This window comes from Glaciecola sp. G7-5, from assembly GCF_055808975.1.
In genome coordinates this window covers 4,427,512-4,452,605 of record NZ_CM147892.1, presented here as the reverse complement: position 1 = coordinate 4,452,605, position 25,094 = coordinate 4,427,512, and the positions used below count along the sequence as shown (strand labels likewise).

At 38.7% G+C, this 25,094-nt stretch carries 18 protein-coding genes and 1 pseudogene; 11 read left to right on the top strand and 8 right to left on the bottom strand.

The features are described from left to right. Positions 1-44: 44 nt before the first annotated feature. Together AC0L6H_RS19640 and AC0L6H_RS19635 are read left to right on the top strand one after the other, a co-directional pair. On the top strand, positions 45-407 hold the full coding sequence (locus tag AC0L6H_RS19640) for a DUF350 domain-containing protein (protein WP_473391003.1): 363 nt from the start codon (positions 45-47) through the stop codon (positions 405-407). Positions 408-420: 13 nt separating this feature from the next. Beyond that, positions 421-948: a DUF350 domain-containing protein gene (locus AC0L6H_RS19635; protein ID WP_473391002.1), complete on the top strand. Its 528-nt coding sequence runs from the start codon at positions 421-423 to the stop codon at positions 946-948. On the opposite strand, the gene AC0L6H_RS19630 is transcribed toward AC0L6H_RS19635, so the two are convergent. Continuing rightward, positions 945-1,265: a GIY-YIG nuclease family protein gene (locus AC0L6H_RS19630; RefSeq protein ID WP_473391000.1), complete on the bottom strand. Its 321-nt coding sequence runs from the start codon at positions 1,263-1,265 to the stop codon at positions 945-947. The genes AC0L6H_RS19635 and AC0L6H_RS19630 overlap by 4 nt on opposite strands. An 80-nt stretch (positions 1,266-1,345) precedes the next feature. Here AC0L6H_RS19630 and hldE point away from each other — a divergent pair, with 80 nt between their 5' ends. Then, positions 1,346-2,845 carry a bifunctional D-glycero-beta-D-manno-heptose-7-phosphate kinase/D-glycero-beta-D-manno-heptose 1-phosphate adenylyltransferase HldE gene (hldE, locus tag AC0L6H_RS19625; RefSeq protein ID WP_473390999.1) on the top strand — a complete coding sequence of 500 codons (1,500 nt, stop codon included), beginning with the start codon at positions 1,346-1,348 and terminating at the stop codon, positions 2,843-2,845. Between the two features lie 220 nt (positions 2,846-3,065). Then, positions 3,066-4,203: pseudogene (locus tag AC0L6H_RS19620) on the top strand (XrtA/PEP-CTERM system-associated ATPase). Positions 4,204-4,246: 43 nt separating this feature from the next. Here AC0L6H_RS19620 and AC0L6H_RS19615 read toward each other — a convergent pair. Genes AC0L6H_RS19615 through AC0L6H_RS19600 form a run of 4 tightly spaced genes read right to left on the bottom strand, consistent with a single transcriptional unit; the run spans position 4,247 to position 9,328 of the window. After that, positions 4,247-5,935 (bottom strand): hypothetical protein, encoded by a 1,689-nt coding sequence (locus AC0L6H_RS19615; protein ID WP_473390998.1) that lies wholly within the window; start codon positions 5,933-5,935, stop codon positions 4,247-4,249. A gap of 17 nt (positions 5,936-5,952) precedes the next feature. Next, on the bottom strand, positions 5,953-7,098 hold the full coding sequence (locus AC0L6H_RS19610; RefSeq protein ID WP_473390997.1) for an XrtA-associated tyrosine autokinase: 1,146 nt from the start codon (positions 7,096-7,098) through the stop codon (positions 5,953-5,955). After that, positions 7,095-8,672, bottom strand: a complete 1,578-nt coding sequence (locus AC0L6H_RS19605; RefSeq protein ID WP_473390995.1) for an XrtA system polysaccharide chain length determinant — start codon at positions 8,670-8,672, stop codon at positions 7,095-7,097. The genes AC0L6H_RS19610 and AC0L6H_RS19605 overlap by 4 nt, the downstream gene beginning before the upstream one ends. Positions 8,673-8,698: 26 nt before the next feature. Beyond that, on the bottom strand, positions 8,699-9,328 hold the full coding sequence (locus AC0L6H_RS19600; RefSeq protein WP_473390994.1) for an XrtA/PEP-CTERM system exopolysaccharide export protein: 630 nt from the start codon (positions 9,326-9,328) through the stop codon (positions 8,699-8,701). Between the two features lie 236 nt (positions 9,329-9,564). On the opposite strand from AC0L6H_RS19600, the gene AC0L6H_RS19595 reads away from it, so the two are divergent. The 5 genes from AC0L6H_RS19595 to AC0L6H_RS19575 all read left to right on the top strand — a co-directional run bounded on the left by AC0L6H_RS19595 (position 9,565) and on the right by AC0L6H_RS19575 (position 17,258). Beyond that, complete coding sequence (locus AC0L6H_RS19595; RefSeq protein WP_473390993.1) at positions 9,565-10,971, top strand: TIGR03013 family XrtA/PEP-CTERM system glycosyltransferase; 1,407 nt, start codon at positions 9,565-9,567, stop codon at positions 10,969-10,971. Positions 10,972-11,011: 40 nt separating this feature from the next. Next, a complete protein-coding gene (locus tag AC0L6H_RS19590; RefSeq protein ID WP_473394594.1) occupies positions 11,012-11,824 on the top strand; it encodes an XrtA system polysaccharide deacetylase in 813 nt (270 codons plus the stop codon). 14 nt (positions 11,825-11,838) lie between these two features. Then, positions 11,839-13,341: an exosortase A gene (xrtA, locus tag AC0L6H_RS19585; RefSeq protein WP_473390991.1), complete on the top strand. Its 1,503-nt coding sequence runs from the start codon at positions 11,839-11,841 to the stop codon at positions 13,339-13,341. Continuing rightward, positions 13,338-14,999, top strand: coding sequence for a hypothetical protein (locus tag AC0L6H_RS19580; RefSeq protein WP_473390990.1), 1,662 nt, complete (start codon positions 13,338-13,340; stop codon positions 14,997-14,999). The genes xrtA and AC0L6H_RS19580 overlap by 4 nt, the downstream gene beginning before the upstream one ends. 297 nt (positions 15,000-15,296) lie before the next feature. Further along, the gene (locus AC0L6H_RS19575) at positions 15,297-17,258 is read left to right on the top strand and encodes an acyltransferase family protein (RefSeq protein ID WP_473390988.1); all 1,962 of its coding nucleotides are present in this window, start codon (positions 15,297-15,299) and stop codon (positions 17,256-17,258) included. A gap of 14 nt (positions 17,259-17,272) precedes the next feature. Here the strand turns inward: AC0L6H_RS19575 and AC0L6H_RS19570 are convergent, their stop codons facing one another. Further along, positions 17,273-18,328: a glycosyltransferase gene (locus AC0L6H_RS19570; protein WP_473390987.1), complete on the bottom strand. Its 1,056-nt coding sequence runs from the start codon at positions 18,326-18,328 to the stop codon at positions 17,273-17,275. Between the two features lie 597 nt (positions 18,329-18,925). Between AC0L6H_RS19570 and AC0L6H_RS19565 the strand changes: the two genes are divergently transcribed. Together AC0L6H_RS19565 and AC0L6H_RS19560 are read left to right on the top strand one after the other, a co-directional pair. Further along, the gene (locus AC0L6H_RS19565) at positions 18,926-20,968 is read left to right on the top strand and encodes a hypothetical protein (protein ID WP_473390986.1); all 2,043 of its coding nucleotides are present in this window, start codon (positions 18,926-18,928) and stop codon (positions 20,966-20,968) included. Between the two features lie 285 nt (positions 20,969-21,253). After that, a complete protein-coding gene (locus AC0L6H_RS19560; RefSeq protein WP_473390985.1) occupies positions 21,254-22,048 on the top strand; it encodes a hypothetical protein in 795 nt (264 codons plus the stop codon). Positions 22,049-22,317: 269 nt separating this feature from the next. On the opposite strand, the gene AC0L6H_RS19555 is transcribed toward AC0L6H_RS19560, so the two are convergent. Beyond that, a complete protein-coding gene (locus AC0L6H_RS19555) occupies positions 22,318-23,787 on the bottom strand; it encodes an oligosaccharide flippase family protein (RefSeq protein ID WP_473390984.1) in 1,470 nt (489 codons plus the stop codon). After that, the gene (locus AC0L6H_RS19550; RefSeq protein ID WP_473390982.1) at positions 23,774-25,051 is read right to left on the bottom strand and encodes an O-antigen ligase family protein; all 1,278 of its coding nucleotides are present in this window, start codon (positions 25,049-25,051) and stop codon (positions 23,774-23,776) included. The genes AC0L6H_RS19555 and AC0L6H_RS19550 overlap by 14 nt, the downstream gene beginning before the upstream one ends. Positions 25,052-25,094 lie beyond the last annotated feature (43 nt).

Genomic DNA, 25,094 nt, shown 5'->3' with positions numbered 1-25,094 from the left:
TAAATACATCATAATATAGATATTCACAAATAGGGAAAGAAAGTATGGAGCAATTGATTCGGCTAAACTCGATACCAGATGATTTAGTAATTTACTTAGGGATAGATATTGCTATCGCAATTCTAATGCTCTTTGCGATCCGTTCGTTATCAGGATTATTTAGCAAAGTGAGTGTTCGTGAAGAATTAGGAGAGCGAGATAATTTCGCTTTTGGCATTAGTTTAGCAGGCCGCTTGCTCTCCCTCACAATAGTACTCTCGGCCGTCGTTGGACGGCATATAGGCCTGGGTTTTGAGGCCGCCGCGATGGGAATGTTCTTATTTGGCACAATGGGCATTGTACTGGTTAAAATTGGTCGTTTTGCGCATGATAAACTTGTACTCAATCGCCTTGATCGAAAAAAATGATAAGGGAAAAAATGTGTCAGTAGCCCTTGTTGATGCTTGTTCAGCGGTGGCCAGTGCCATCATTATTAAAAGCATAATAGAGTGGTCAGTAGGAACCGATATGAATACCTTTATTGCGGTTTTCTCTGGCGTGCTAGTCGTAATGACAGTGCTGTTAGTTGCGACTCGCATTTATGAGTATAGTTTTGCTGAACGCAACCAAAATAGTGGCTTTCAACGAACCTTATGCAACGGGCAGATCGCCTTAGCTATTCAGCATGGTGGTAATTTAATTGGTATCGCTATTGCGGTTTCATCGGCAAGTACGGTACTTGTTTACTCTCCAACAACCTATGTAACCAACCTTACGGGCTGGTTAATTGCTGCCTTGGGTTTGGCAGGTGCACTTATGATATTAAATACCATTACTAAACGAATTGTACTTGCTGGGGTAAGCTGGCGCAAAGAGGTGGCATTAGAACACAATATTGGCGTTGCATGCGTTGAAGCGGTTTTGTCCATTGGCATTGCTTTGCTATTTAGCAATATATTGTTTAACTAAGCTTCTTGGCTAGGCTCGACGATTTTATGCGTGAAGGGAAGAGATGATGTCTTTTTTATTAGCGCCAATTTCTTCGGTCTAGATTGTTTTTTTAGCCATATTTCGGCTTGCATAGCTGTACGCCGGTCGGGCAACAAAACGCAATACTGTAATAATAGGGGACCCTTTCCCTTTAAGGCTTTTGCACACTTTGGACTATTGGTATTGTGTTCTTCAAATCTGCGTTTCCAATCTAAGGTTATCCCTGTATACAAATGCTGATATTTGGTTTCAACAATATAGAGATACCACGGGGCTACTGATTTTTTAGTAGTCACGGTATACTCCTTTTAAAGGACTAAATTTTTGCAGCTTTGTTTTGTGCAAGGGCTGTTTCGCTACTCACTAATAGGACCATATGACATCTTCACAAAATAGTGTCACTCAAGCAAGTGCGCAAATAGGTAAAACTTCTTGTATTCCAAATTTTAGTAAGGCTAATTTACTGATTGTGGGAGATATTATGCTGGACCGCTATTATGTTGGTCCTACAACGCGAATTTCCCCGGAAGCGCCGGTACCTATAGTCAATGTGAAGGAATGCGAAGAACGACCCGGTGGGGCAGCCAATGTTGCCGTAAATGCGGCTATGTTGGGCGCGAATGTCACTTTGATGGGCTTTGTGGGAAACGATCAAGCTGCACAGATTCTAAGAAACGCGCTACAAGCGCATAAGGTAAATTGTGATTTTAACGTACTTGATGATCAAGATACGATTATTAAACTGCGAGTAATCAGTCGTCATCAACAATTGTTGCGCCTAGATTTTGAAAGCTCATTTGTAGATATCGACAAAAGTGACTTACTTGCGCGATATAAAAAACACCTTGAACATGTCGATATCGTTGTATTGTCAGATTACGCCAAAGGGGCACTTTCAGAAGTGGAAGTGCTAATTGAAGTGGCGATTGCGGCAGATGTGCCGGTGGTGGTTGATCCTAAAAGCGATTCTTTTGAGCGTTACAAAGGGGCGAGCATTATTACCCCCAATATGCCTGAATTTGAGGCTGTTTACGGCAAAAGTGAAAATGAGTCGAAATTACTAAAAAATGCACTGCGCTGTTGCAAAGAAAATAATGTTCAGCACTTGTTATTAACGCGGTCTGAAAAAGGCATGTCTTTGTTTTCAGTGGCAAGTGCAGGCGTAGGTGCAGAGGATGAAATTTCATCTTTGCACTTGCCGGCCTTAGCCCGAGAAGTATTTGATGTTACCGGAGCGGGAGATACCGTTGTGTCTACGCTGGCGTGCACCATAGGTGCGCAAGAGAGCATTGCGCTGGCGTGTCAACTAGCTAATCATGCAGCTGGTGTAGTTGTCGGCAAATTGGGCACCTCTAGTGTGACGACTACTGAACTCGCATTGGCGATGAATCAGCATAAAAATATAGATAGCGGTGTACTCAATCAAGAGCAATTGATACTGGCGGTTAAACAAGCCCAACTAAACGGCGAAAAAGTAGTCATGACCAATGGTTGCTTTGATATTTTACATGCAGGCCATGTCAGTTATTTAAGTGAAGCTGCGTCACTCGGGGAGCGTTTAGTCGTTGCAGTAAATGCCGATGCCTCAGTCACAAAATTAAAAGGAGAGGGGAGACCAATCAATAATGTAGCTAGACGAATGGCGGTTTTGGCTGGTTTAGCATCAGTGGATTGGGTCGTTGAATTTAGTGAAGAAACCCCGCAACGTTTAATTGCTGAAGTCTTGCCCGATATACTGGTAAAAGGTGGCGACTATGCAGTCGAGGATATCGCTGGGGGCACTGACGTCATCGCCAATGGCGGCGAAGTAATGACCCTTGGTTTTAAAGATGGCGTGTCGACAAGCGCAATTATTAAAGAAATTCTAAACAAATGATAAACATATTTGGGGTTTTGGACGATAACCTATTTAAGCTATGTTTCCCAAACAGATGAACCATCGTCTGTTGCCATGTGAATTGGATGCTTTTTATACTTGTTTAAGATAAGATGCGCCCGTGGAAGGAAGCTGATTTTTTTTATAATTCCCAACTTGTTGGTGTAGCAAACGCACCAAAGCTTCACTCGTTGGCTTGACTGTTACGGATATATCATAGATGTATGAAAGTTATTACGGTTTAACCTCAAAGCCTTTCCAACTGACACCCGATCCTGAGTTTTTCTTTGCAAGTAAGTTGCACAAACGTGCAATGAGTTATTTGCAGTATGGCTTGTCTCAAGCAGAAGGATTCATTGTTATTACTGGTGATATTGGTACGGGTAAAACGACCATTGCCAACAGTTTGTTGAATGATATTGAAGCTGATATTTACGCAGCCCAAATAGTCACGCCTAAACTGTCGCCTGATGAGATTGTAAAAATGGTGGCAGCAAAATTTGGTATTGATACCGGTGGTAAAACGAAAACAGACTTGCTGGAGAGCTTGCAGCACTTCTTAGAACAGTTGGCGGCAACGGGCAAACGTGCTTTATTGCTTGTGGATGAAGCGCAAAATTTACCCTTAGAAACCATTGAAGAGCTGCGAATGCTGTCAAACTTTCAGCAAAACGGTAAGCCATTGCTACAAAGCTTTTTACTAGGTCAGGCAGAATTGCAACCTATTTTACGCGCACCAAATATGGAGCAATTTAGGCAGCGCATTGTTGCGTCATGTCATTTTAGCGCCTTTAAACTTTGAAGAAACCTGCGCCTATATTAATTATAGATTAGAACATGCTGGCGCTACTCGAACTGATTTTTTTGACGAAGAAGCTTTCAAAGCAATTCATAAATTTACCACTGGTGTACCGCGCAAAATCAATACATTGATGGATAGGATTTTATTGTACGGATTCTTAGAAGAGGTCGATAATTTCAGTAAGCGTGACGTTGACCAAGTTATAGAAGAAGTACAAGCTGAAATGTTTGTGCCAGATGAGGCCGATGCTTCTGATGGGCCGATTGAACCAGCATCGTCAGCAGGAGATAAAAAAGAAGTCGCTGCCGAGCCTGCAAAAGCAGATGCTCCAAAGGCGGCTGCACCTGCACAAGAAGAAGTTGTAAACCCTGTTCATGTGACAGCTAATGGGAATAAAGTGCAAGAGGCTGAGTATTACAAAGAAATGCTTTCAGAGCTTGTAGACGCGCTTGAAGACGCGTTAACTCATAAGGTTAAGTTGACGCAGTATATTGATAGGTTGCTTAAATCAAAATATCAAACGAATGTGCGGATGAAGAACGAAAATGGTAAATAAAAAAAGGAGCGAAAGCTCCTTTTTTTGATTTAGAAATTGTTACTTATCTTCTATCGCCGTAATTGTAGCTTATTGTGAATGTGATGCGATTGTCGGTGAGGGGGCCGTTTAAGCCTGCAAACGTTTGGTCTTGTCTGCTAAGGTTACCTTCTCTGTCAACTTTAGTCACACCAACAGATGCAGTAAAACGCCGACTCAAGTCATGACTTAAGGTAAGGCTTTGCTCTTTTGTTGTTTCTTGTTCAAAAACAGCATCTAGCATTCTTTCAACTTTTGTGTATCGCTGAGTGATGTCAAATCGAGTTTTATGACTGAAATCAATCGCAATAGTTGCACTCAATGAATCGGTTTCATACAAGCTATCTATTTCTAAATCTTCGTTGTCAGTTCTAGAGCCCGTAACAGATAGCGTAGTTCTTCTACTTGTATAGGCCGATTGAAGCGTCCAACCTTTACGTAATATCACTCTGTCGTTTAGTTCGAAGTTTGGAATAAGGAAGGACTGTGCGACTTGTCCAGGCTCAAGAGGTGCATCTAGGTTATCTGTTAGTGAACAATCACTAAGATTGATGCTGCCCGCATCGCAAACAAAAAAGCCTAAATCAGGATTATTGATTAACTGAGAAGCGTTAGAAACAGATTCATCATATTTGATACTAGAACGCCAATTTTTGAGTCGATGTATTAATGAAAGTCGTTTCGAATCTCCAAAAAAGCGCCGACTAAAATTAGCTTGTAATTGAGTTCGGCTCGAAAAAGACCAATCAATATCGTAACCTAAATAGCTATTTTCTTCGTCTTCGGAAGTATTATTCTGGGACTCAGTAAACGAGCGATTCCAAGTCACTTTAATTATCTTATCGCTCGCAGGTTGCCATGACAGTCCTGCACCTAAGGAGTAAAACTCGCGAAGACGACCAACGTCACTTTCTACGTCACTCTTTATTTCATTGTTTTCATAGTAGCCATTTACGACAAAACCAAAGTCTGATATTAGCTTTGAATCACTCTCAAATCCGAGGGTTTGACTTTCATAGTCCTGGTCGGATTGACGCTTAGAGTAATTAGCATTGCCATACAAAGTAAGTTGTGTATCTTCTAAGTCTTCACCTGACACTAAATTAAAATTTAGACCATAATTTTCGCTATCGAACAAGCCCGAAAATCGGTTCGGATTGATTTGGCTATTGTCAGACTTAATTTTACTATAGCTTGCAGAGCCTGATAAGCCAAAATAGTCGCCTCTTAGCACGTTAAGATTCAATGATGCAGAATTATTTTGTACTTTGTTAAGTTCCTCTCCATACAACAGAAAATCTCGCTCTAGAAAGGTGTTTATCCCATCGCTTCGGTAGTCTTGAGCGCCATTTAACTGAATTTCGAGTAAGTTGTCGACGATGTCGTACGAAGTAGCGTAATTGAACACGGTGTAGTTTTGCGTAGCATCTACCCCATCAAGTTCACGTTGCACATGATTTTGAGTCCCTCGGAAGTAAGCTTCGAGTTTTGAACCCTCGTATATTACCGCTACATAAGGCCGCACAATATTGCTAGACGAATCTACATCTCTTTCTTCGTTTTTAACAAATATGTCTTGCTCTACACGTTCTAAATCAACCCCAAGGTCAAAGTACACGTCTTTCGCAAGTACGCCTGGAGAAATTAGCATCCCCAGCACTACAATACTTCGTCTTAGTAAAGCATGATGCTTCTTAATATCGATATACGTCATTCCATTGGCCAATGAGTTTACCCTTTTTCCGATGAACCATAATATTGATAGCCATAGTAGCCGCCTTTATCAGAGAAGCTAGTAGACTTATTAACAACAAAACCCACTGCAACATCTGGACTCAAGCGTCCTACAGCATTTTGGATATCTGTCATTTTAGATCTGTTTTCTTCAACAACGATAACTGCCTGCCCCGCGAAGTTTGCCAGTATGGCTGATTCGTTTATCCCAATTAAAGGCGGCGTATCAATAATCACCACACGGTCAGAGTATCGCGTTGAGAACTCTTCAACAGTGTCTTGCATCATTGCCGATGCTAGTAGTTCTGTAGAGAGGTGATGTGACTGAGCTGCTGGTATAATTCTCAATTTAGGAATGTTTGTGTGGTATATGACGTCACTTAAGTCGTCTACTTTACCAAGTAAATATTCCATCAAACCTAAGTTTTCTTCAATTTCTAAAGTTTTAAGGACATTAGGTTTCAGTACATCAGCATCTACAAGCAGTACTGTCTTATCTTGCTCTGCAGCAATACTTATCGCTAAATTTACAGCGGTAAAAGTCTTACCTTCAGAAGGTCTAGCGCTACTAACCATGATGATATTACTATTGCTTATGGTTGACGCTAGGGGGCCAAAGGCGTTTTGAAGTAATTTACGCTTAATTTCGCGATATTCTTCGTTGATTAAGTTTCTTGCGTATTCCAAACCAACCATGCCTTTATTTTCAAGATTCGCTAGGTTGATTGTGAAATATTTATTTTCTGCAGCATCAAGCTGTGCCTCTGACATGCTAGCTCCGCCAGAAAAACCTTGGGCTTTTCTAGTATCTGCTTTTACTTCTGGCACTACTGGCGAGACCTTAGGCTTTGTTGATTTAAGCTCTTTCGCTACTTCAACGGCTGTAGCTACTGGTGCTGTTTCTGAAATGGGTGGGGTTGAAACATCATCCTTAGGAGTATCAACCGTTTCTTTAGCCACTTTTTCTGCAGCCACTTTTTCTGCAGCTACGGTTTCTGCATCTGCCTTCCTTTCATTGTTAGCGTCGCTTCTAGCAACAGCTTCCTCTATCGAGTTCTTTGCTTCGTCCTTAGCAGCGTGTTTTGCTTGTTCTTCCTGATACTCTCTCTTTTTTTGCAAGGCTTGTTCTATTGTATTCTTCATATATTAACCTTACTCAGTAAATCTATATTCATTATGTCTGCCGCGACTAACAATAAGTACATCAAAAATATGGCACCTGAAGATGCGACAAAAATCAACATTTTAAACCTTTGCTTCTTCTTAATTTTATCAAGCTCTAAGTGGGTGACGACGCCCCAAATAGGATGCCCAGTTAACATTGTTAATTGGTGTCCACGAACTAATACAGGTGTGATTTGACTTGCCAAGAATGCTAAGCCTATACCAATACCAAAACCAACCAATAACACAAGAGTGTAGAAAATAAAGCGGTTAGGCCCGGCCGGATCTGGCGGAATCAAGGGTGGCTTTATAATTCTAAATTGTAAATCTTCAGAAGACAGGTCTGCTCTTCTAGAAATATCAGCAGCTTCTTTGCGAGTGAGTAATTCTTCATATTTTTGTTTGATGATATCGTAATTTCGGTTCTTCGCGATACCTTCTGCTTCAATTTGAGGAACTAAGTCTATCTTCGTTCTTAAATCCTCTATTTTCGCTAAGAAATCGTCTTCTCGGACTCTCAGTGAAGCTATCTCACCTTCGAGACGACTTATTTCAAGCGTGATTTCTTGATTCAACTCATTGAGAATAGGGGAATCACCTTCGGAATCTTGGCTCAAATAAGCTTCAATCTCTTCATCACGAGCTGCTTGCAAGTTGGCGAGCAACTCTTTTGATTCTTGTACATCAGGATGCTGATCTGTAAAGCGCAGTTGTAATTCATCTAAGCGTTCTTCTAAAGATAATATCCTTGCATCAAACCGCGTTGTGATGACCGGATCAGTGTTGCCACTTTGCACCGAAAAACTATCAGACGCCTTTCTAGCTTTAGTGAGTCGAGTCCTAAGGCTAATTACTTTCTGCTCAGCTTCTTTTATTGATAACTGCGTCTGCGACAAAGAACTGTTTAAGCTTTGAAGATTGTTGTGAAAAGAGCCTTGCATGGGCAGCACATCTGCATGCTCACGGCGAAATTCAGCGCGCTGTTGCTCTGCCTCAGAAAGTCTTGCTTCATATTCAGCAATTTGCTCGTCAATAAATCTGGTCGCAGAATCTGCGTCTTGTCGTGTTCCACCAAGAGCACCTTCAACAAACACATCTAAGGTTTCTTGCACTACATTTCGTGCAACCTGCGGATTGCGGTGAGTGTATGAAATAGTGTAGATGTCGCTTCGGTTAGTTGAACTTAAAACGATGTCTTCGGTCAAGTCTGCAATTAATTTTTCATAATCAACGTCTGTGGTTACTGTAATATCTAAATCAGCTTCACGCGCAATTTCTTCGATGTTTGAACGGCTTTTTAATGTTTGCGCCATCATCCTAACTTCGGACTCAGGATCATTGTATAAACTAATCCCTACTAACAGAGGCTCTAACATTGAGCGCGTATCTACATACACTTGCGCCTCTGATTCATATACATCAGGAAGAGAGGCAACATATATAAACCCTACAGGGCATAAAAGCCATGAACAGATTATTAAATAGCGCTTTCTAATCCAAATCCCTTTTGCATAATCTAGGAATATTTGAATTGTTTGTTGAATATCTTGCATTAATTTAAGACTCTATTTACTGCTGATTAAAACCATGCTTCAGGGATGATGATGACATCGCCGGGCAATATATCTACGTTTTTCGAAATGTCGCCATCTTTGATTAAATCTTCAATGTCGATATCGTATGTCTTTTGTTCGTTATTAACGACTCTGACTAACTTAGCTCTATTTCCGCTCGCAAACTGTGTTAGTCCACCAACTTCAATCATTATGTCTAGCAAAGTCATGTGTTGAGTATAATTAATGGCTCTGGGGTTAGCAGCTTCACCAATAACTCTCACTTGCTCGCTGAACGGACCACTAAATCTATCTACAGAAACAGTCACTCTAGGATTGTTAATGTAAGTAGCCAATTCTTCTTCTATTTGTCTTGCTAACATCGTCGGAGTTCTACCTGCGACTTCTATATCTTCGACCAAAGATGTAGAAACTTTACCGTCAGGGCGAACTAAAAAACTGCCAGATATTTCTGGGTTTCGCCAAACGAAGATGGTAAGTTGGTCGCCAGGACCTATTAGATATTGGTATTCATTAACGTCTGTGTTCAACGATGCTCGGGTCGTTGCAGTAGGTAGTAGCGGGTTTGAACAGCCCACCAAACCAATGACTGAAAAACAAATTGCAACAGTCGCGATGCGTTTTATTAAGCTCATACTATCATTCCTTTCTATCCTTAAACTATTCAACACTTGAACAAGCTTTAAAGTTAAATTTGCGTCGGCATTATGCATCAAATATTTTTAGAATTCACGTACAAAACGCAATGCCTTGTTTACCAATCGGCAAATTACACTATAATGTTTAGCAGATTTTGCACCTATCTACCTGTTTTATTAAAACTCATTGTCAATTCTAGGTGTTTATTTTTTTATAAAGAGATTTTGTTTTTATGGCAAGTAGTTCTAAAACCAGCAGGCGATTGGCCAGATTAGTATTGTTTGAAACTGTTATCATCGCATATGCAACATATATTGCGGCAATAAGTTTAGATTGGATAGGTTTGTACAACAATGCACATACAATGGGGACTGCGGTTAACGTTGTTTTGTTCACGCTCTCGGTTGTTGTCATTAACTTGTCTGTTGGTTTGTATGAACCAAGGCTGCGCGAACCATTTCGTGGCATTATTAGGCGTGTTCTTGTTTCTGCGGTTATAAGTTATTTTTGCGTTGCTGTGGTATCAAGTATTTTATTTGACGATAACTCAGAACATTACCTACATGCACCACTTTCAGTCGCTTTCATTGTTATCGTTCTTGTCATTTTTAGATATATTGTACACACCACTGAATCCTTTTCGGTACGCCCTAATATTGTAGTTTTAGGCGCTGGCGTTAGAGCTGCTGTGATAGAAAATAGAATGCGTAGAGAGGTGGATAGAGCCCATTTCAATATTACCAGCTTTATTCCTATGGAAGGTGATTTAGTCGAAAAAGGCGTGAGAAAAGAACATTTTGCCCACATCGATGTAGATAAAGAACTCCGTGATTATTTAGATAAAGAAGAAATTAGTGAAATTATCGTCGCTAATGACCAAAGACGCGGAACGCTTCCTGTTGACATATTATTTGATGCCCGCTTGAAGGGCATTGTAGTGACTGATTTATTAGATTTTATTGAACGTGAGACAGGGCAGATATCAGTGGATTTAATGTATCCAAGCTGGGTCATTTATTCCAACGGATTTCAAACGCAAAAAATACTCAGAAAAGTGGCGGATTATTGGCTTAATATCGGCTTAGCAATCATCATACTTTTTTTCACCTGGCCGATAATGCTTATTACTGCATTAATTATTTATATAGACGACGGCTTTCGAACCGGCGCTTCAGTTTTTTACAAACAAGAACGCGTAGGCAAAGATGGAAAATGCTTTAATATTATGAAATTTCGGAGCATGCGGCCAGATGCAGAAAAAGATGGTGCTAAATGGGCTTCGAAAAATGATAGTCGAGTAACGTCTATTGGGGCATTTATTCGAAAATACCGAGTTGATGAACTTCCACAACTATTGAACGTGGTGAAAGGTGAAATGTCTTTTATTGGTCCTCGACCCGAAAGGCCTGAGTTTGTTGAGCAGTTGATAAGAGAAGTGCCTTATTATGCCCAGCGGCATAATGTGAAGCCTGGTTTGGCAGGTTGGGCACAGCTAAACTATCCATATGGTGCGAGCGTGAAAGATTCTTTAGAAAAATTGAAGTTTGATTTGTACTACGTTAAACATCAGAGTCTTTTACTCGACATTCTAATACTCATTCGAACGACTGAAGTAGTCTTGTTCGGCAAAGGGAGATAAGTGATTGGATAAGGTAAATCCCAAGCAACGTATTCATGCAATGACAGTTGACGTTGAGGACTACTTTCATGTTTCTGCTTTCGACTCCGTTATTAAGCCAGACGAATGGTCATCTATAACGCCTCGGGTGGGAGACAATACCCACCGCCTGATAGATTTGTTTAATGAAAATGGTGTGAAAGCTACGTTTTTTACACTTGGCTGGGTTGCAAAACATTGTCCAGATGTAGTTCGTCGCATTGTTGATGAGGGGCATGAGCTAGCAAGTCATGGTACCAATCATCGGCGTAATACAACGATGAATAGAGAGCAAGTTTTAGCGGATATTACGGAAAGTAAAGACCGCTTGGAGCAAATTGGCGGTAAAGAAATTATTGGCTATCGGGCTCCGAGCTTTTCGATTGATAAGACAAATGAATATGTGTTTGAGCTGTTAGTAGAATTGGGCTTTAAGTATTCATCGAGTACTTATCCTATTAGTCATGACCTGTATGGTGTGCCTGAGTGGCCTAGATTTATGCACACTCGGCCAGAAGGTATTATTGAAATACCCGTACCTACAGTCACTAAAGGTGACAAGAATAAGGGCATTGGCGGTGGTGGTTATTTTCGTCTATATCCATATTGGCTATCGAAGCGCAGAATTGAGAAGTATATGCGTGAAACCGAAGAGCCATATAATTTTTATTTTCATCCTTGGGAGATTGATGCTGATCAGCCTAGGATTGAAAGTGCTCCCTTCAAATCAAAAATACGCCATTATGTAAATCTTCATGTTATGGAAAAGAAACTGGTTATGTTGATGCAAGATTTTAATTGGAAAACAATGCGTGATGTTTACAACATTCGCTAATAAGGACGTTCGACGTGGTTTTAGCAGACAGCAATTCTAAAAAAGTACTCATTGGATTAACTCTTGTTTTTGGATTTTGGTTACTCTTAGTTTATGGGCCTTTGATTGGCGCAATTGAAATATGGATATCAAACGAGATATATAATCATTGTTTGATTGTTATTCCCGCATCGATTTACTTAATTTACGAAAAACGCAAGGTCATAAAGTGGTCTGAGGCTTCGATGTCTTGGCTCGCTGCAATTGTTTTCATACTACAGCTTTTCTTCTATGTTCTAGCTACAGCTGCAGACATACAGCTTTTTCAGCATGTCGCCATATTTAGTATGTTGCCTACGTTGTTTTGGTTGTTCGCTGGTAATAGGATAGCTTGGTCTTTAAGATTTCCACTTCTTTTCGTTTTATTTGCTGTCCCAGTTGGGGAAGAACTAATCCCATTTTTGCAAGAGATAACTGCAGATATCTCTGTTTGGATGCTAGAACTTAGCGGAATACCTTTGTTCAGGAGTGGATTGTTTATAGAAATTCCCCAAGGTAAGTTTTTAGTTGCTGAAGCATGTTCTGGAGTCAGTTTTTTAATTGCATCTATTGTATTGGGTAATCTCTACGCCTATATGAACTTAGTGACGATGCGACGCCGAATATTTTTCGTTATTTTATCTATCTTGTTCCCAATATTTGCAAATGCTGTAAGAGTATATGGGATTATTTATATCGGTTATTCGACAGAAATGAAACATGCGGTCGGTGCAGACCATTTGATTTATGGTTGGTTTTTCTTTGCTTTTGTTTTGGTTTGTTTGTTTTTGATTGGTGAGCTTATACGAAGACGTGAAGCCAAAGCTTTGGCCACTGGCTCAACTTTAGAAAAAACTGACGGAAACGAGGCCGCTTCAGTTCCAAGTTACGCTACTCTTAACTTCAATTTAATTATTATGGGGGTCGTGTTAGTCGCCATCGGTGCAGCGTTGTTACAGAATCACAGGATGAATAACATCGTGCCTTCGGACAACAGTGTTTTTTACATTGATATATCTAAATTCGACTCCGTTCACCACGTGCATAGGGTTCAATGGATACCAAGGTTCGTAGACAACACAAAACAAGACCACTTCCACCTGAGTCAAAACAACGTCAATTTTGATATGTTTTATGCTTTCTATGATGGAACGGAGGGAGAGTTGGCGTCTTCTCTAAATAAATTATACGAGCAAGACCGCTGGACTTTAGTAGCTAGAACACGCATTAATATCGATAATACGCTAGTTCTTAAAGAGAACATTACTACTTCAGTTGGTTTAAAAAAGTCTATTTATTATTGGTACTTGCTCGATGGCGAATTAGTAACTTCATTTAAGGATATAAAGTTATTGCAACTAAAGAAAAGATTGCAAGGAAAACAAGCACGCTCTGCAATCGTCGCGGTGGCTTTTGATTATGAGCAAAACGAAGTTATAGACGAATTAATAACCCATAAAATCGTAACTTCGCTGTTAAAGACAGGTGAATTTAAATGAGTGCGTTTTTTGTACTTTTTCCTAAATCATCACAAACAGTTGATGTTGGCATTTGGCAAGATATGTGCTCGAAACTTCCGCAATATGAATTCGAAAATATAGGGTACAGTGACAATCTAAAACTTGGTTCACCATCTTGGGGGTTCAATAAAGGATTCAGAGATTTTGGAACTCACTGGTGTTTTGTATGTGGTGAAATGTTTATATTGACTGGCGATGACACTATAGACGATGAAATAGATTATACATTTAGAACAAAAGAAAATTGGACATCTCGTCTCAAAAAAGCTACTGGTGTATTTTCTGTTGTAATATTTGACCGACAATCTCAAAACTTATATTTGTTCTCTGATAAATTGGGAATTAGACCAATTTATATAATTGAAACAAAAAGTCATTTTTGCATTTCGAGTACCTTAGGAGCGATAACTGATTCGCATTCAGAAGTCGAGCTTTCATTTGAGAACCAGCTACAACGACTGGCGTTGGGTTACAACCTTAGTGGTAAAACTATTCTACAGAATGTATTCAAGGTGAAAGGTTCAAAGAGCCTTACTATATCAAGGTCTGGAAAAATTGAGTCGTCAAGCTATTTTGAATGGCCTCAAAAAATAGAAGAGGGTCCTAGTATAACGCCTGAGATAGTATTTACTGCTTTCGAGAATGCAATTTTGAGACGTAGAGTTGAGTGCCAATACAATTTTGGTTTTTTGAGTGGTGGTATGGATTCTAGAGCTGTCATAGGCTTAGTGAAACAGTTTTTTGAAAATACAGAAACGTTTGTATTTTTTGACGGAGAAATTCAAGATAAGTACTTTGCAAAAAGTTTTGCTGAGCGGGCTGATATAAAACTAGATGAGGTGAGAGTCGAAAAGCTCTATTTTCCAAATTGGAGTGCACTCATTAGTCAAGCTATTTCGAAGAAGCATCCTGATGTCACTCCTCCATATTATGTTTGGTCAGGAGATGGAGGAAGCGTATGTTTGGGGGGAGTCCATATCTTTGACGGCGGAATTCCTGATGATATGAGCGATCGGGATAATGTTCTACTAAGTCAAATCCAACATTCGCTTGTAACCAAATGGTTTAATTCCAAACATAGTTCGATAAATGATGTCAGTAGAAGACAAATTCTTGATGAATTAGATAGATGTGATCCGAATTCTGGTGATTTAGTTGAAATCTTGTACAGATTTTATTTGACAAATGATCAAACGGCAACGTTAGAGAAACATTTCGAGACAATACTTGAGCATAAAACAGAATTACTACTTCCATTTTTTGATTCTGAATTTCTTAGCCTAATTTTAAGCATACCAAAGAGAGAAATTGTTCAGCATAAGTTTTATGCCGAATGGTTTGAGCATTTTCCTGAGATAACTAGGAGTGTCGGTTGGCAAACATATCCTGGTCATATTGAATGCCCAATTAGAAATACAAAGGATTACTCGTATCAATGGAGAGCAAGAAAATCTACTCTGAAAGAGAGGGTTGCTGATGTCAAGTTTTTCTTCTGTAATCGAAATAATGCACAAATCAGGAATAACATGAACAAGAACTTGATATTTGCATATTGTATTTTGCATTTATTGCAATTGTCCGATAGTACATATGTTTTTAACTATATTAGGAAATTAGTCGAAAACTCCAAACTATGATGCACCTCTTCTAAAACTTTTATTTTTCAAATGTTAGTAAGCCGCGTACAACTGGATTCCAACTCTAGTTGAAAAGTCATAATATCCAGTTCTATAAAACTTATCAGTTTTCTGATACAAAACTTCTAGCATATTCATTTAGTGTTATAAAGTTTCATACCCGTGCATTTCAATTCATCCTTCAATGATAAACTCTTTTGTTACTCTCTTCTTTAAATAGTCATTAAAGATTGGTTGCTCAATATTTATTCATTTTATAAACATTGAGCAGCATCTTTTTAGAATGAGAAGTGTATCGTGAAGTCAATACCGTTTAGGAAAGATATTAATGGGCTACGAGCTTTTGCTGTAATTGTCGTAGTACTCTTTCATTTCAATATTCCAGGTTTTGCAGGAGGCTTTGTTGGGGTTGACGTCTTTTTTGTTATATCTGGCTATTTAATGACAAGCATAATTATTGGAAAAGTAAACGCAAACATTTTTTCTATTCTTGACTTCTACTTAGATCGAGCTAAAAGAATTATACCTGCGCTAGCAGTACTGATAATTTGTGTCTTATTTATTGGATATTTAGTTTTGTTGCCTGAAGACTTGAAATCGCTGGGTAAGCATGCCATCTCTAGCATAGCTTTTATTTCAAACGTGATATATTGGGACGAAACAGGTAGTTATTTTGGAGCCGCAGCACACAATAAGTGGTTACTGCATACATGGTCCTTATCAGTCGAATGGCAATTTTACTTGATTTACCCATTAATTATTGTCGCATTGTCACGTGTAATGAAACTCAGCCGTTTAAAAGTATTCTTAGTCCTCCTTACCATTGTTTCTTTAGCATTCTCCATTAGTATGACATTCCGAATTCAGGAAGCAGCATTTTATTTACTACCTTTTAGAGCGTGGGAAATGTTGATAGGTGCATTAATCTTTTTATATCCCGTTATTCTGCCCCCTAAAACTATAAAAATATGTTTTTGGCTCGGGATACTAATATTATTTGGTTCAGTATCGGCAATATCATACGAAAATACTTGGCCCGGTTTTTTGGCTATTGTCCCAGTAACTGGCACAGCATTGATAATTTTTGCACAATACAAACACTCAATTCTTTCTAACAATGCTTATATTCAATGGCTTGGTAAAACGTCCTATTCAATTTATTTGTGGCATTGGCCGGTTTCAGTTTTCATTACTTACTTTGGTTTAGCAGACAATATCTATATTATTGTACTTGGCCTATTAGTATCTTTAATTTGCGGTACGTTTTCATATTATCTCATAGAATGTAAAACGTACGTTTTACGATGTGCTCCGACAAATGGGCGATTACCTCGACTCTTTTACAATAAGATATTTATTGTTGTTTGTTTTACATTTTCAATAGTTGCTTTATCTGGCGCAAATGTATACCTAAGTCACGGACTTCCCGAAAGGAATAGTTTTTTTAATAAAATGTCCAAACTTAAAAATCCTCTTTCAGAGCAATGCAATGTGTTCCCGCATTTTGAAGAACTTATTTCTCCAAAATGTATCTATGGCAATAAACAAAATGTCTCGGCAATAGTGCTAGGCGATAGTCATTCAAATGCCGCGATTACATCTGTTCAAGAAAGTTTAAATTCTCAAAATTACGGTGTCATGTTTATGGGGGCCGACGGTTGTTTTCCCTTAATCAATGTTTCGAACTCTTATTTTGAAAGATGTCGTGATTATAATTCTTGGGTATTTAATGAGTTAGAAACAACTGCCTCTTTACACAATAAGCCAGTTATTATATTTAGCAGGATGACTGATAACTTATTCGGGAGAAGCGATGACAACTATTATATTGATGACATCAAAAGAGGGTCAAAAGATTTTTTGATAAGTTTTACTTCGAACTACGAAGAAAAGCTGTGCGAGCTGAGCGAAAATAATAAAGTATATATCGTTAAGCAAATTCCTGAAATGAAGCGAGATGTGCCGAAAGACTTTCTAAAGAGTTACTTGTTTGGTACGCAATCACCTAATTATATTACGGTTGAGGAATACGACGCCATGCATGATAAAACTAACAGGGTATTAGACACCTTGTCGATAAAATGCGGGCTTGTCCTATTAGACCCATTGCCTTATTTATGCCCAGATGGAATCTGCCATTCCGTTATACAAAATAAACCAGTTTATTATGATAAAAATCATCTAAGTGAATATGGAAATAAACTATTGGTCCCAATGTTTGAAACAATACTTTCAGACCTAAACGCTGCGAATAATTGAATAATTACCTTTAATTATTCGGAAGCGTCCAACAACAAATGGTTTAAACTTTCTGCTCTTTGTTGTCTACTATATTGATACGTATCTATATGAGTTTTCTTTTCTTTAGTTTCTATCAATTTAGTTATCATAACGGACAGTTCGTCAACACTTTCACCAATAAATGTAGGCGGAATTGACCTTAATAGTTCTGCTGTGGCTCCGGTCGCACTAACAGCCCCTAAGATTGGTTTTTGAGTACGAATATATTCGTATATCTTCCCTGGTATTTGGTTATCGAATAACTTTCCTTGAATGAGAAGTAAAGCATCTGCGGCGAGCATTTCTTGAAGGGAACTCCTGTATGAAATAGCGGGTAAGAACTCGACTAGGTCTTTTATATTTAATGTATTTAACACGTCTATAAATTCACTAAGTAATGGGCCTCCTCGAAACTTGACTACAAAATTTTTGTGGCCCACTATGCCTGCTTCTTTTAAATTGGCGAGCGCATTAAAAAGAGGGATTGGCGTTCTTCCTTGTGGTGGGAAAACTGCGCCGGAATGTAATATTTCAAACTTGTTAGATGATTTGATTTGATTATTTTTAAGGCTCTTAAAATTGTCTTCATCAAAACCATTTTCGATAAGCTTGAATTTGTCTGATGCAACGGATGGGAAAGTTTTTCTATACAACTCTACAGCTCGATTGGTAGTGAATACTGAATAAGTAGCTTTGGTAACAAACTTTTTATCTAGCCATCGGCTCACGAAGGCATACGGTACATTTTCATAATGGCATTTCAGAGGGTCCCTATAGTCCGCAATCCAAGGCAAGTTTGACCATTTTGCTAACCTGTGCGCTACGATATGTGCTGATATTGATGGGTAGGTTGACATTATAATGTCTGGTTTATATTTATTTATGAGCTCCTTTCCTTTGGGTGTCGCTGTAAATACCCAAGGCCAATATCTATCAGGAACTTCTATCAGTCTCAAATATTTTCCTTTGATTGAATATTTGAGTTTAGCGTTTTCAGCTTTAGTCCTAAAAACTTTATCATCTGGAATTGGGTTAGGGCTGTCATCCATCGATTCATAAATTGAGTTTTCTGCAGTCAGCAGGACAACGTCCCAACCTTTTTTTGAAGTTCTTTAGAAAACGATGATGGTCTTTGAACGCCTGCCGTCTTACAAGGATGGAATTCGAATGCAATTAGAAGAAGAGTTTTGTTAGTAGATTTCATATCGTAATTTAGAGATTGCGCTATACATATATTAAATCATTTCTTGTTGAAAGTAATTGAATAATTATTTAATAAAATTTTCTGGCAATTTAGTCAAACTTACACCTCGCCAAGACAGTGGTATGGAATCTCATACCAAATTTATAGTAGGAAAAATACATGCTTTATTTTTGGTGTTCATTTTGATGTTTAAATTTAAGACTAAGTTTGTTTTCTTTCATCCCTAAATAAACTATATAAAATTCATGAGGATAGCGTGGTTTACTTATGTCGGCTATCTAGTCCGAAAAGTATCCTTATTATTTAACACTGTCGTTAGCTCACTTGGCGAGCCAGATTTTGTATTTACATAGATACCATTGTATTAAATGTATCCCATATTATACGTTTATTTATCCTATTCTTTTTGCATTAGAAATGATCGTCTGAGTAGGTGCAGTCAATGATGTATGCAAAAAAATTATTTAGAAAAAGTGTAGTAGCAATTAGTGTTTTAGCAATTTTTGGTTGTGGTTCTGGAGAAGATAGTAGTCAAAATCAAGTCACAGTGCCAATTCCAACGCCAGCCCCAGTAGTGGTGGCCAATCCTCCTCAAGAGCAAACACCTGTAACTGATCCTGCTCCGGTTACAGAACCGTCACCCGATCCAGTCCCAGAGCCAACGCCAGACCCAGAGCCAACGCCAGACCCAGAGCCAACGCCAGACCCAGAGCCAATGCCAGACCCAGAGCCAATGCCTGATCCAGACCCACAGCCTGATCCAGAACCACAGCCAGGTCCTATAACTGTTCCTGCACCTATGCCGGAGCCAACACCGGACCCGGAGCCAACACCTGAGCCAATACCTGAGCCAGAGCCAGAGCCAACACCGGATCCAGAGCCAACACCTGACCCGGTGCCAACACCAGACCCGGAGCCAACACCTGACCCGGAGCCAACACCTGAGCCAGAGCCAACACCTGAGCCGGAGCCAACACCTGAGCCAGAGCCAACACCTGAGCCAGAGCCAACACCTGACCCAGAGCCAACACCTGAGCCAGAGCCAACACCTGACCCGGAGCCAACACCAGAGCCAACACCTGATCCAGAGCCAACACCTGAGCCAGAGCCAACACCGGATCCAGAGCCAACACCTGACCCGGTGCCAACACCAGACCCGGAGCCAACACCTGACCCGGAGCCAACACCTGAGCCAGAGCCAACACCTGAGCCAGAGCCAACACCTGAGCCAGAACCAACACCTGAGCCAGAGCCAACACCGGACCCAGTGCCCGCGCCTAAAGTTCAAGGAATTGTATTATTTGAAGAAGACATCATTAAAGATATTCAAGATTCAACACCCTTCGATGTAAATATCCCGTTGGGAGTACAGGCAACATTAGACGTTAGTTATTTAGGTGCCTTCAGAGTTGAAGCGACGGGTGATTCAACATCAGACTATGCTGTTGGAACGTTGGGATACAATCCAGACAATAATAGTATTTTTATGGTTGGCCATAGTAGCCACAACGCGATAGCTGAATTTGAAATACCCTCTGAGCTATCAATTGAGTATGAAGTGAACGACATTATTCGAGCAGCTGTATTGCAAGATTATGTCGGGATATTAGATAAACACGATGTTGGTAACCAAACCAATAAAATAGTAGGTATCCTATATCACGAACAAAACTTATTAGTGAGTTCTGAAATATGGTATGACGCGAGCGATGGTAATAAAGACAATCTTCAAGTTTTTAGTAATGCATATAATTTACGCTCATCTCCATATAAGGGTATGCTGCAAATAGAAGGTGGCGCTATGGCTGCTGGTTATATGTCACTTATTCCTCGAGAGTTTCAAGCAGAATTTGACGCTAAGTATTTGACAGGTTGGGCTTCAAATTATTCTATAACGACCAGATACTCACAAGGTCCCAGTCTATATGCTTTCGACCCCAATGAAGGAGTCAACGCTGTATTATCTATGAGTAGAGAAATTGATGCGAATCCTATGATGGTATTTCCGTTAGAGCAAGGCAAAGAGATGGTAGAAGGTGCCTCGAGAATATCCGATGATATATCTCCGATTTGGGGGCCTTTAGCCGGTGCTAGGTATGGTTTTATTGTTCCAGGCACCGATATATTTATGGCCGTTGGTCATCATGGCGGTATACATTCTGGTGTAGGTTATAAGATAACGCAAGATAATGGCAACACGTGTGGTGGTGGTTGTCCCTACGAAGCTGATGACTTTTATAATTATTTTTGGTTGTTTAGTGTTCAAGATATTTTGAACGCAGACACTCCTCATTCGATACAACCTATAAGTTATGGTAAATGGAGCCATCCTCATGATGACGAAGGCCGCAATAAAGTAATAGGTGCCACATACGATAATGCAAGCAATCGTCTATACTTAAGTCTGGGTAACGCTGGAAATGTTGGGGCTTATGATAGACCGCCTCTAATAATTGCATATGAGGTTAAAGCTATTTCTAACTAAAACTTTAAAATTTAGGCGTTATAAACTATTAGTATTTTCTGATCTAAATAAGAAAGGGGGCATTGATTTGATTATTTCTTTGAATTCCCCTTTCATTTCTTACCTTTCCAGATTACAGTCGGGTAGGCAGTTAGTACTATGTGTCTAAAGATATTGAACTATAAACAATATAATCATGAATTAATAATACTCATCTTAAAAGGCTTGCTTGGGTGACAATGATTTAAAGCTTTTATTGTTCACTTTTATATTCAAACATTAAGACAAAAGGAGTCTGAATTAATAATGAGTCGCTTCAAGCTCGGAATATTAATTCCATTAAAAGCAAAACAAGTATCATCTAATTGGTCTGTTGTTGAATCATCATTGAAAAGGGTTTTATATTCAATAAACAATCAGACTAGTAATAATTTCGAATGCGTAGTAGTGGGGCATGATCGACCAGATGCGTTTGTAGTTGAACAGATATGTAGAAATACTTCATTTTTAAGCTTCGATGAATTTTCTCCACCAGATCAAAAGTTATATGACGGAATGCAACTACAATTGAAATATGAATTCGATCGTTGCTCGAAGATTGCAAAAGGGATGATTCACTTAAACTCTAATAATATAACCCATTGGTTCGCGTTAGACGCCGATGATTTGCTACGATTTGATTTCGTTTCTTTAGTAGAAACGTACCAAAGCGCTAGCGCAATCGTCATTGATCGAGGTTATTTTTATTTTGAAAGTAATAAAATAGTAAATAAAACCGATGAGTTTTCTGCTTACTGTGGTTCAAGTTGCATTATTAAGGCTTCACTGAATGAAGTTCCAAGAGTATTGAATGATAAAGCTTACAAAGAAATGTTTTTTGGCACCGTGTCACACGTCCACGTTAAAGATTTGTTTAACAAAGAGAATATTGATTATATCGTACCTAAGGAACGCTTGTTAATGTACGTTAGAGACCATGGTGAAAATATTAGTAATTTTTATTTTACAAGTTGGTTAGTGGTGTTAAAAAAATGGATAAAAATGAGGATAAAACGGATCTCGTTTAGTGAAAAAGATTATAGTGACTTTGGTTTCAAGTAGGTTGAACGCTTTGGTGCTAATATTGAATTTAGATTAGAGACAAATTGACTTGGCTAAATCTTTTTTTGTGCTGGAGGTGGGTCTCCCTTTGGCTTTTTATACATCAATCACCGCTCATTCTTTTTTGCTCGATGTTACCATATGATATTTTCTGAAGTATTAACAATAGTCTATAAAAGGTTTACTAATTCATAGCGTTATCCTAATCCCACTTTATAAAAACTATTATTCAGCGCCGTACTCTAAAAGTTAATATCAACGTATTTCTTTTAAAGCTTTCTATTGTCGACATTTATCTTCTTCATTTTGAACTTTGAATATGTAGGTTTTATTATTATTTCATAGATTGGATGTTTAGTTAAAATTATTGCTGAAAACCAGACAAATGGCAGTGTAATAGCAACTATTGCAATACTAAATAAAGGTGAATTATCTTTAAAGTTTATTACATGATCCAAGAACGCGGTAGCTAAATAACAAACAACACCAACAAACATACTAGAAAAATTTTCTCTAACAAGTCTCAATATGTCAATGTCAATTTTAATTTTTAAAAATAACAACGTTAATAGTAAGTTTAAAAAAGCACCCAACGCCATTGAATATGCTAACCCTAATAGCCCGTATGGAATTGTATAAAATATTAGAAATGCATATATACTTGAACTAATGAGTTGTAAATATAGTAGCCAGTTATCGAGCTCTTTAATAATTAATAAGTTGGGTGTGAACTGGTTTACAACATTAAAAATAGCCCAAAACGCAAGCGCAGATACGAGTGGTACTGACTCTTCCCACTGATCTCCAAACATCAACAGAACAGCAGGGTAGGCACACGCACTAGCAACAAGCAATACAGGTAAAGCAATACCCAACAATAAAGTAGTTGCTTTGATATATGCAAAAGTTGGGTCCTGTCCTGTATTTCTTATATTTGCGAAAAGGGGTAAAATTACAGGGTTTACGCCAACGACCAATAAGTTTGTAAAAAACTGTTGGAAGCCAAGGCCTTTCGAAAATATTGCTACTGATGATATATTATAGAATCTTCCAATAAATAAATCAGGCAAATTTATTTCGAATATTTTTAAAAAATTGGCACCAGATGTGTTTACACCAAGTTTAATTATCGGACTAAACCCTTTGAATGACGGTAAAAATAACATTTGTTTAGATAAGTTTTTGAACATTAGCAAGAACTGAACAATCGTTCCGACTAAGAAACCAATCGCCAAGCCATAAAAACTGTAATCCAATAGAACTAATATGAGAGAAACTACGAATATGATTGATTGGTGAGCTAAACTTAAAACAGCTAATTTGCCAAATTCCATCTCCCTGCTAAGTAAAGAAGCATTTATCCCTAAAAACGGCGCTAAGAAAAAACTTACGGAGACAATTATGATGACATATTGTAAACCTGGCGCGCTAAAAAACTCTTCAATGACATGAGAAAACACGATTAATGCTGCGCCTAAGCTCCAAGACATTACAAAGGTAACGCCTAGGCTAGACCTTATATTCTCTTCTGTAAGCTCTGGCTGGCGAATTATATATGCGCCGGCCCCTAAAAATCTAAGTTGTGTCAATATCAACGTAAGGGAACTGCATAGCGCAAAAACACCTAGTTCAGATGGCGTAAGCAATCGCGAAAACGTAATTACAGATATAAAACCAATAATAAAAATTATGTACTGATTGAACGATGATACAATAAAGGCCTTTTTAACTTTGTCCAACCAAATCACCCTTGTTTTTTTGTGCTTTTAATACGTAAATGTTATATACACTTGCGCTGTATAAAATACACCAATAAAGAATTTCGGCTCTAAATCTGTTTAAAAAACTCATAGATACACAAAAACATAACAACGCAGAACCAATAGCAACAACCTTAAAGTATCGCCGATGCTCTCCTCTTATTGCCATATAATTTAGGGTTCGTCGCAATGTAACGAAGCTATAGAAAATAACTGCACCGAAAGCTATTAGCCCAGGATATCCAATTTCGGCCAAAACCTCGAACCAAGTCGAATGAACTGCTCTGTTTCGATTTGCCCCTGTATTGACATCTGGCGGAATATATTGTGGTGAATAGTATATAAAAGCTGATGCTCCACCTCCAAACGGATGGTCTTTCGACATATCCATTGCTGCCAACCAAAAGTATATTCTAGTACTTCCGGTTGCTATTTCTTTTTGCCGTTCAAAACCTTCTGTTTTGATAGTTTGCATCCGCTCCCAGAAATATTTGTCAGTTACTGTTAAAACTCCAACTAAACCAAATACAATTATCGCGATGGCACTTAAGCGTTGATTCTTTCTCGTTACTTTAGAAAAAAACATATAGAAAACGAAAATGAAAGTGCCTATCGCTACACCCAAAAATGCTCCTCGACTTCCTAGTAGCACTAACCCGTTAGCAGTAAAGGCTCCTAAAACTACACACATCATTTTTACTTTCCAGTTTGGGTGCATCCAGAAGTAATATAAACTAAATAGTAGGGATGGACCTAATGCTGCTGCTAAGCCGTTTGCGTCCGGCGCATCAACCATTCCCGCTCCTTCAAAACGACCATTATTTAGTCGCCCAAATTGTGTAATATAATAACCTAAGTATCCAGAAAACAGCATATAACCACCGATTGCTATATCTAAATGCTTTTCTGATTGAATGATTTTGTAAGCTAACGTTATGATGACTGCAACGGTCAATAAGGCATCAAATGCTAAAGTGTGAATAGTTGGTAGTACAGCATAAAAGCTTGCTATCCCATATAGGAAAACAACTAAATAAAGCCATAAAAATTGAGGAATTTTAAATATTTGATTCGACTTATAGGTTTTCCAGTTGGTTATAACTATTATGAGCATAGTGAGCACTATGTAGTAAGAAAAAGCAATGTCTGGAATATAGCTTCCCCACCATTTTGTAGGTGGATTAAAAAAATAATATCCTTGATAGAGCACGAATATATAAACTGCGCCTTGGCGAAATGACATGATAATGGTACTGAAGAACGTCATGTAAAATAGTATTAGGCTA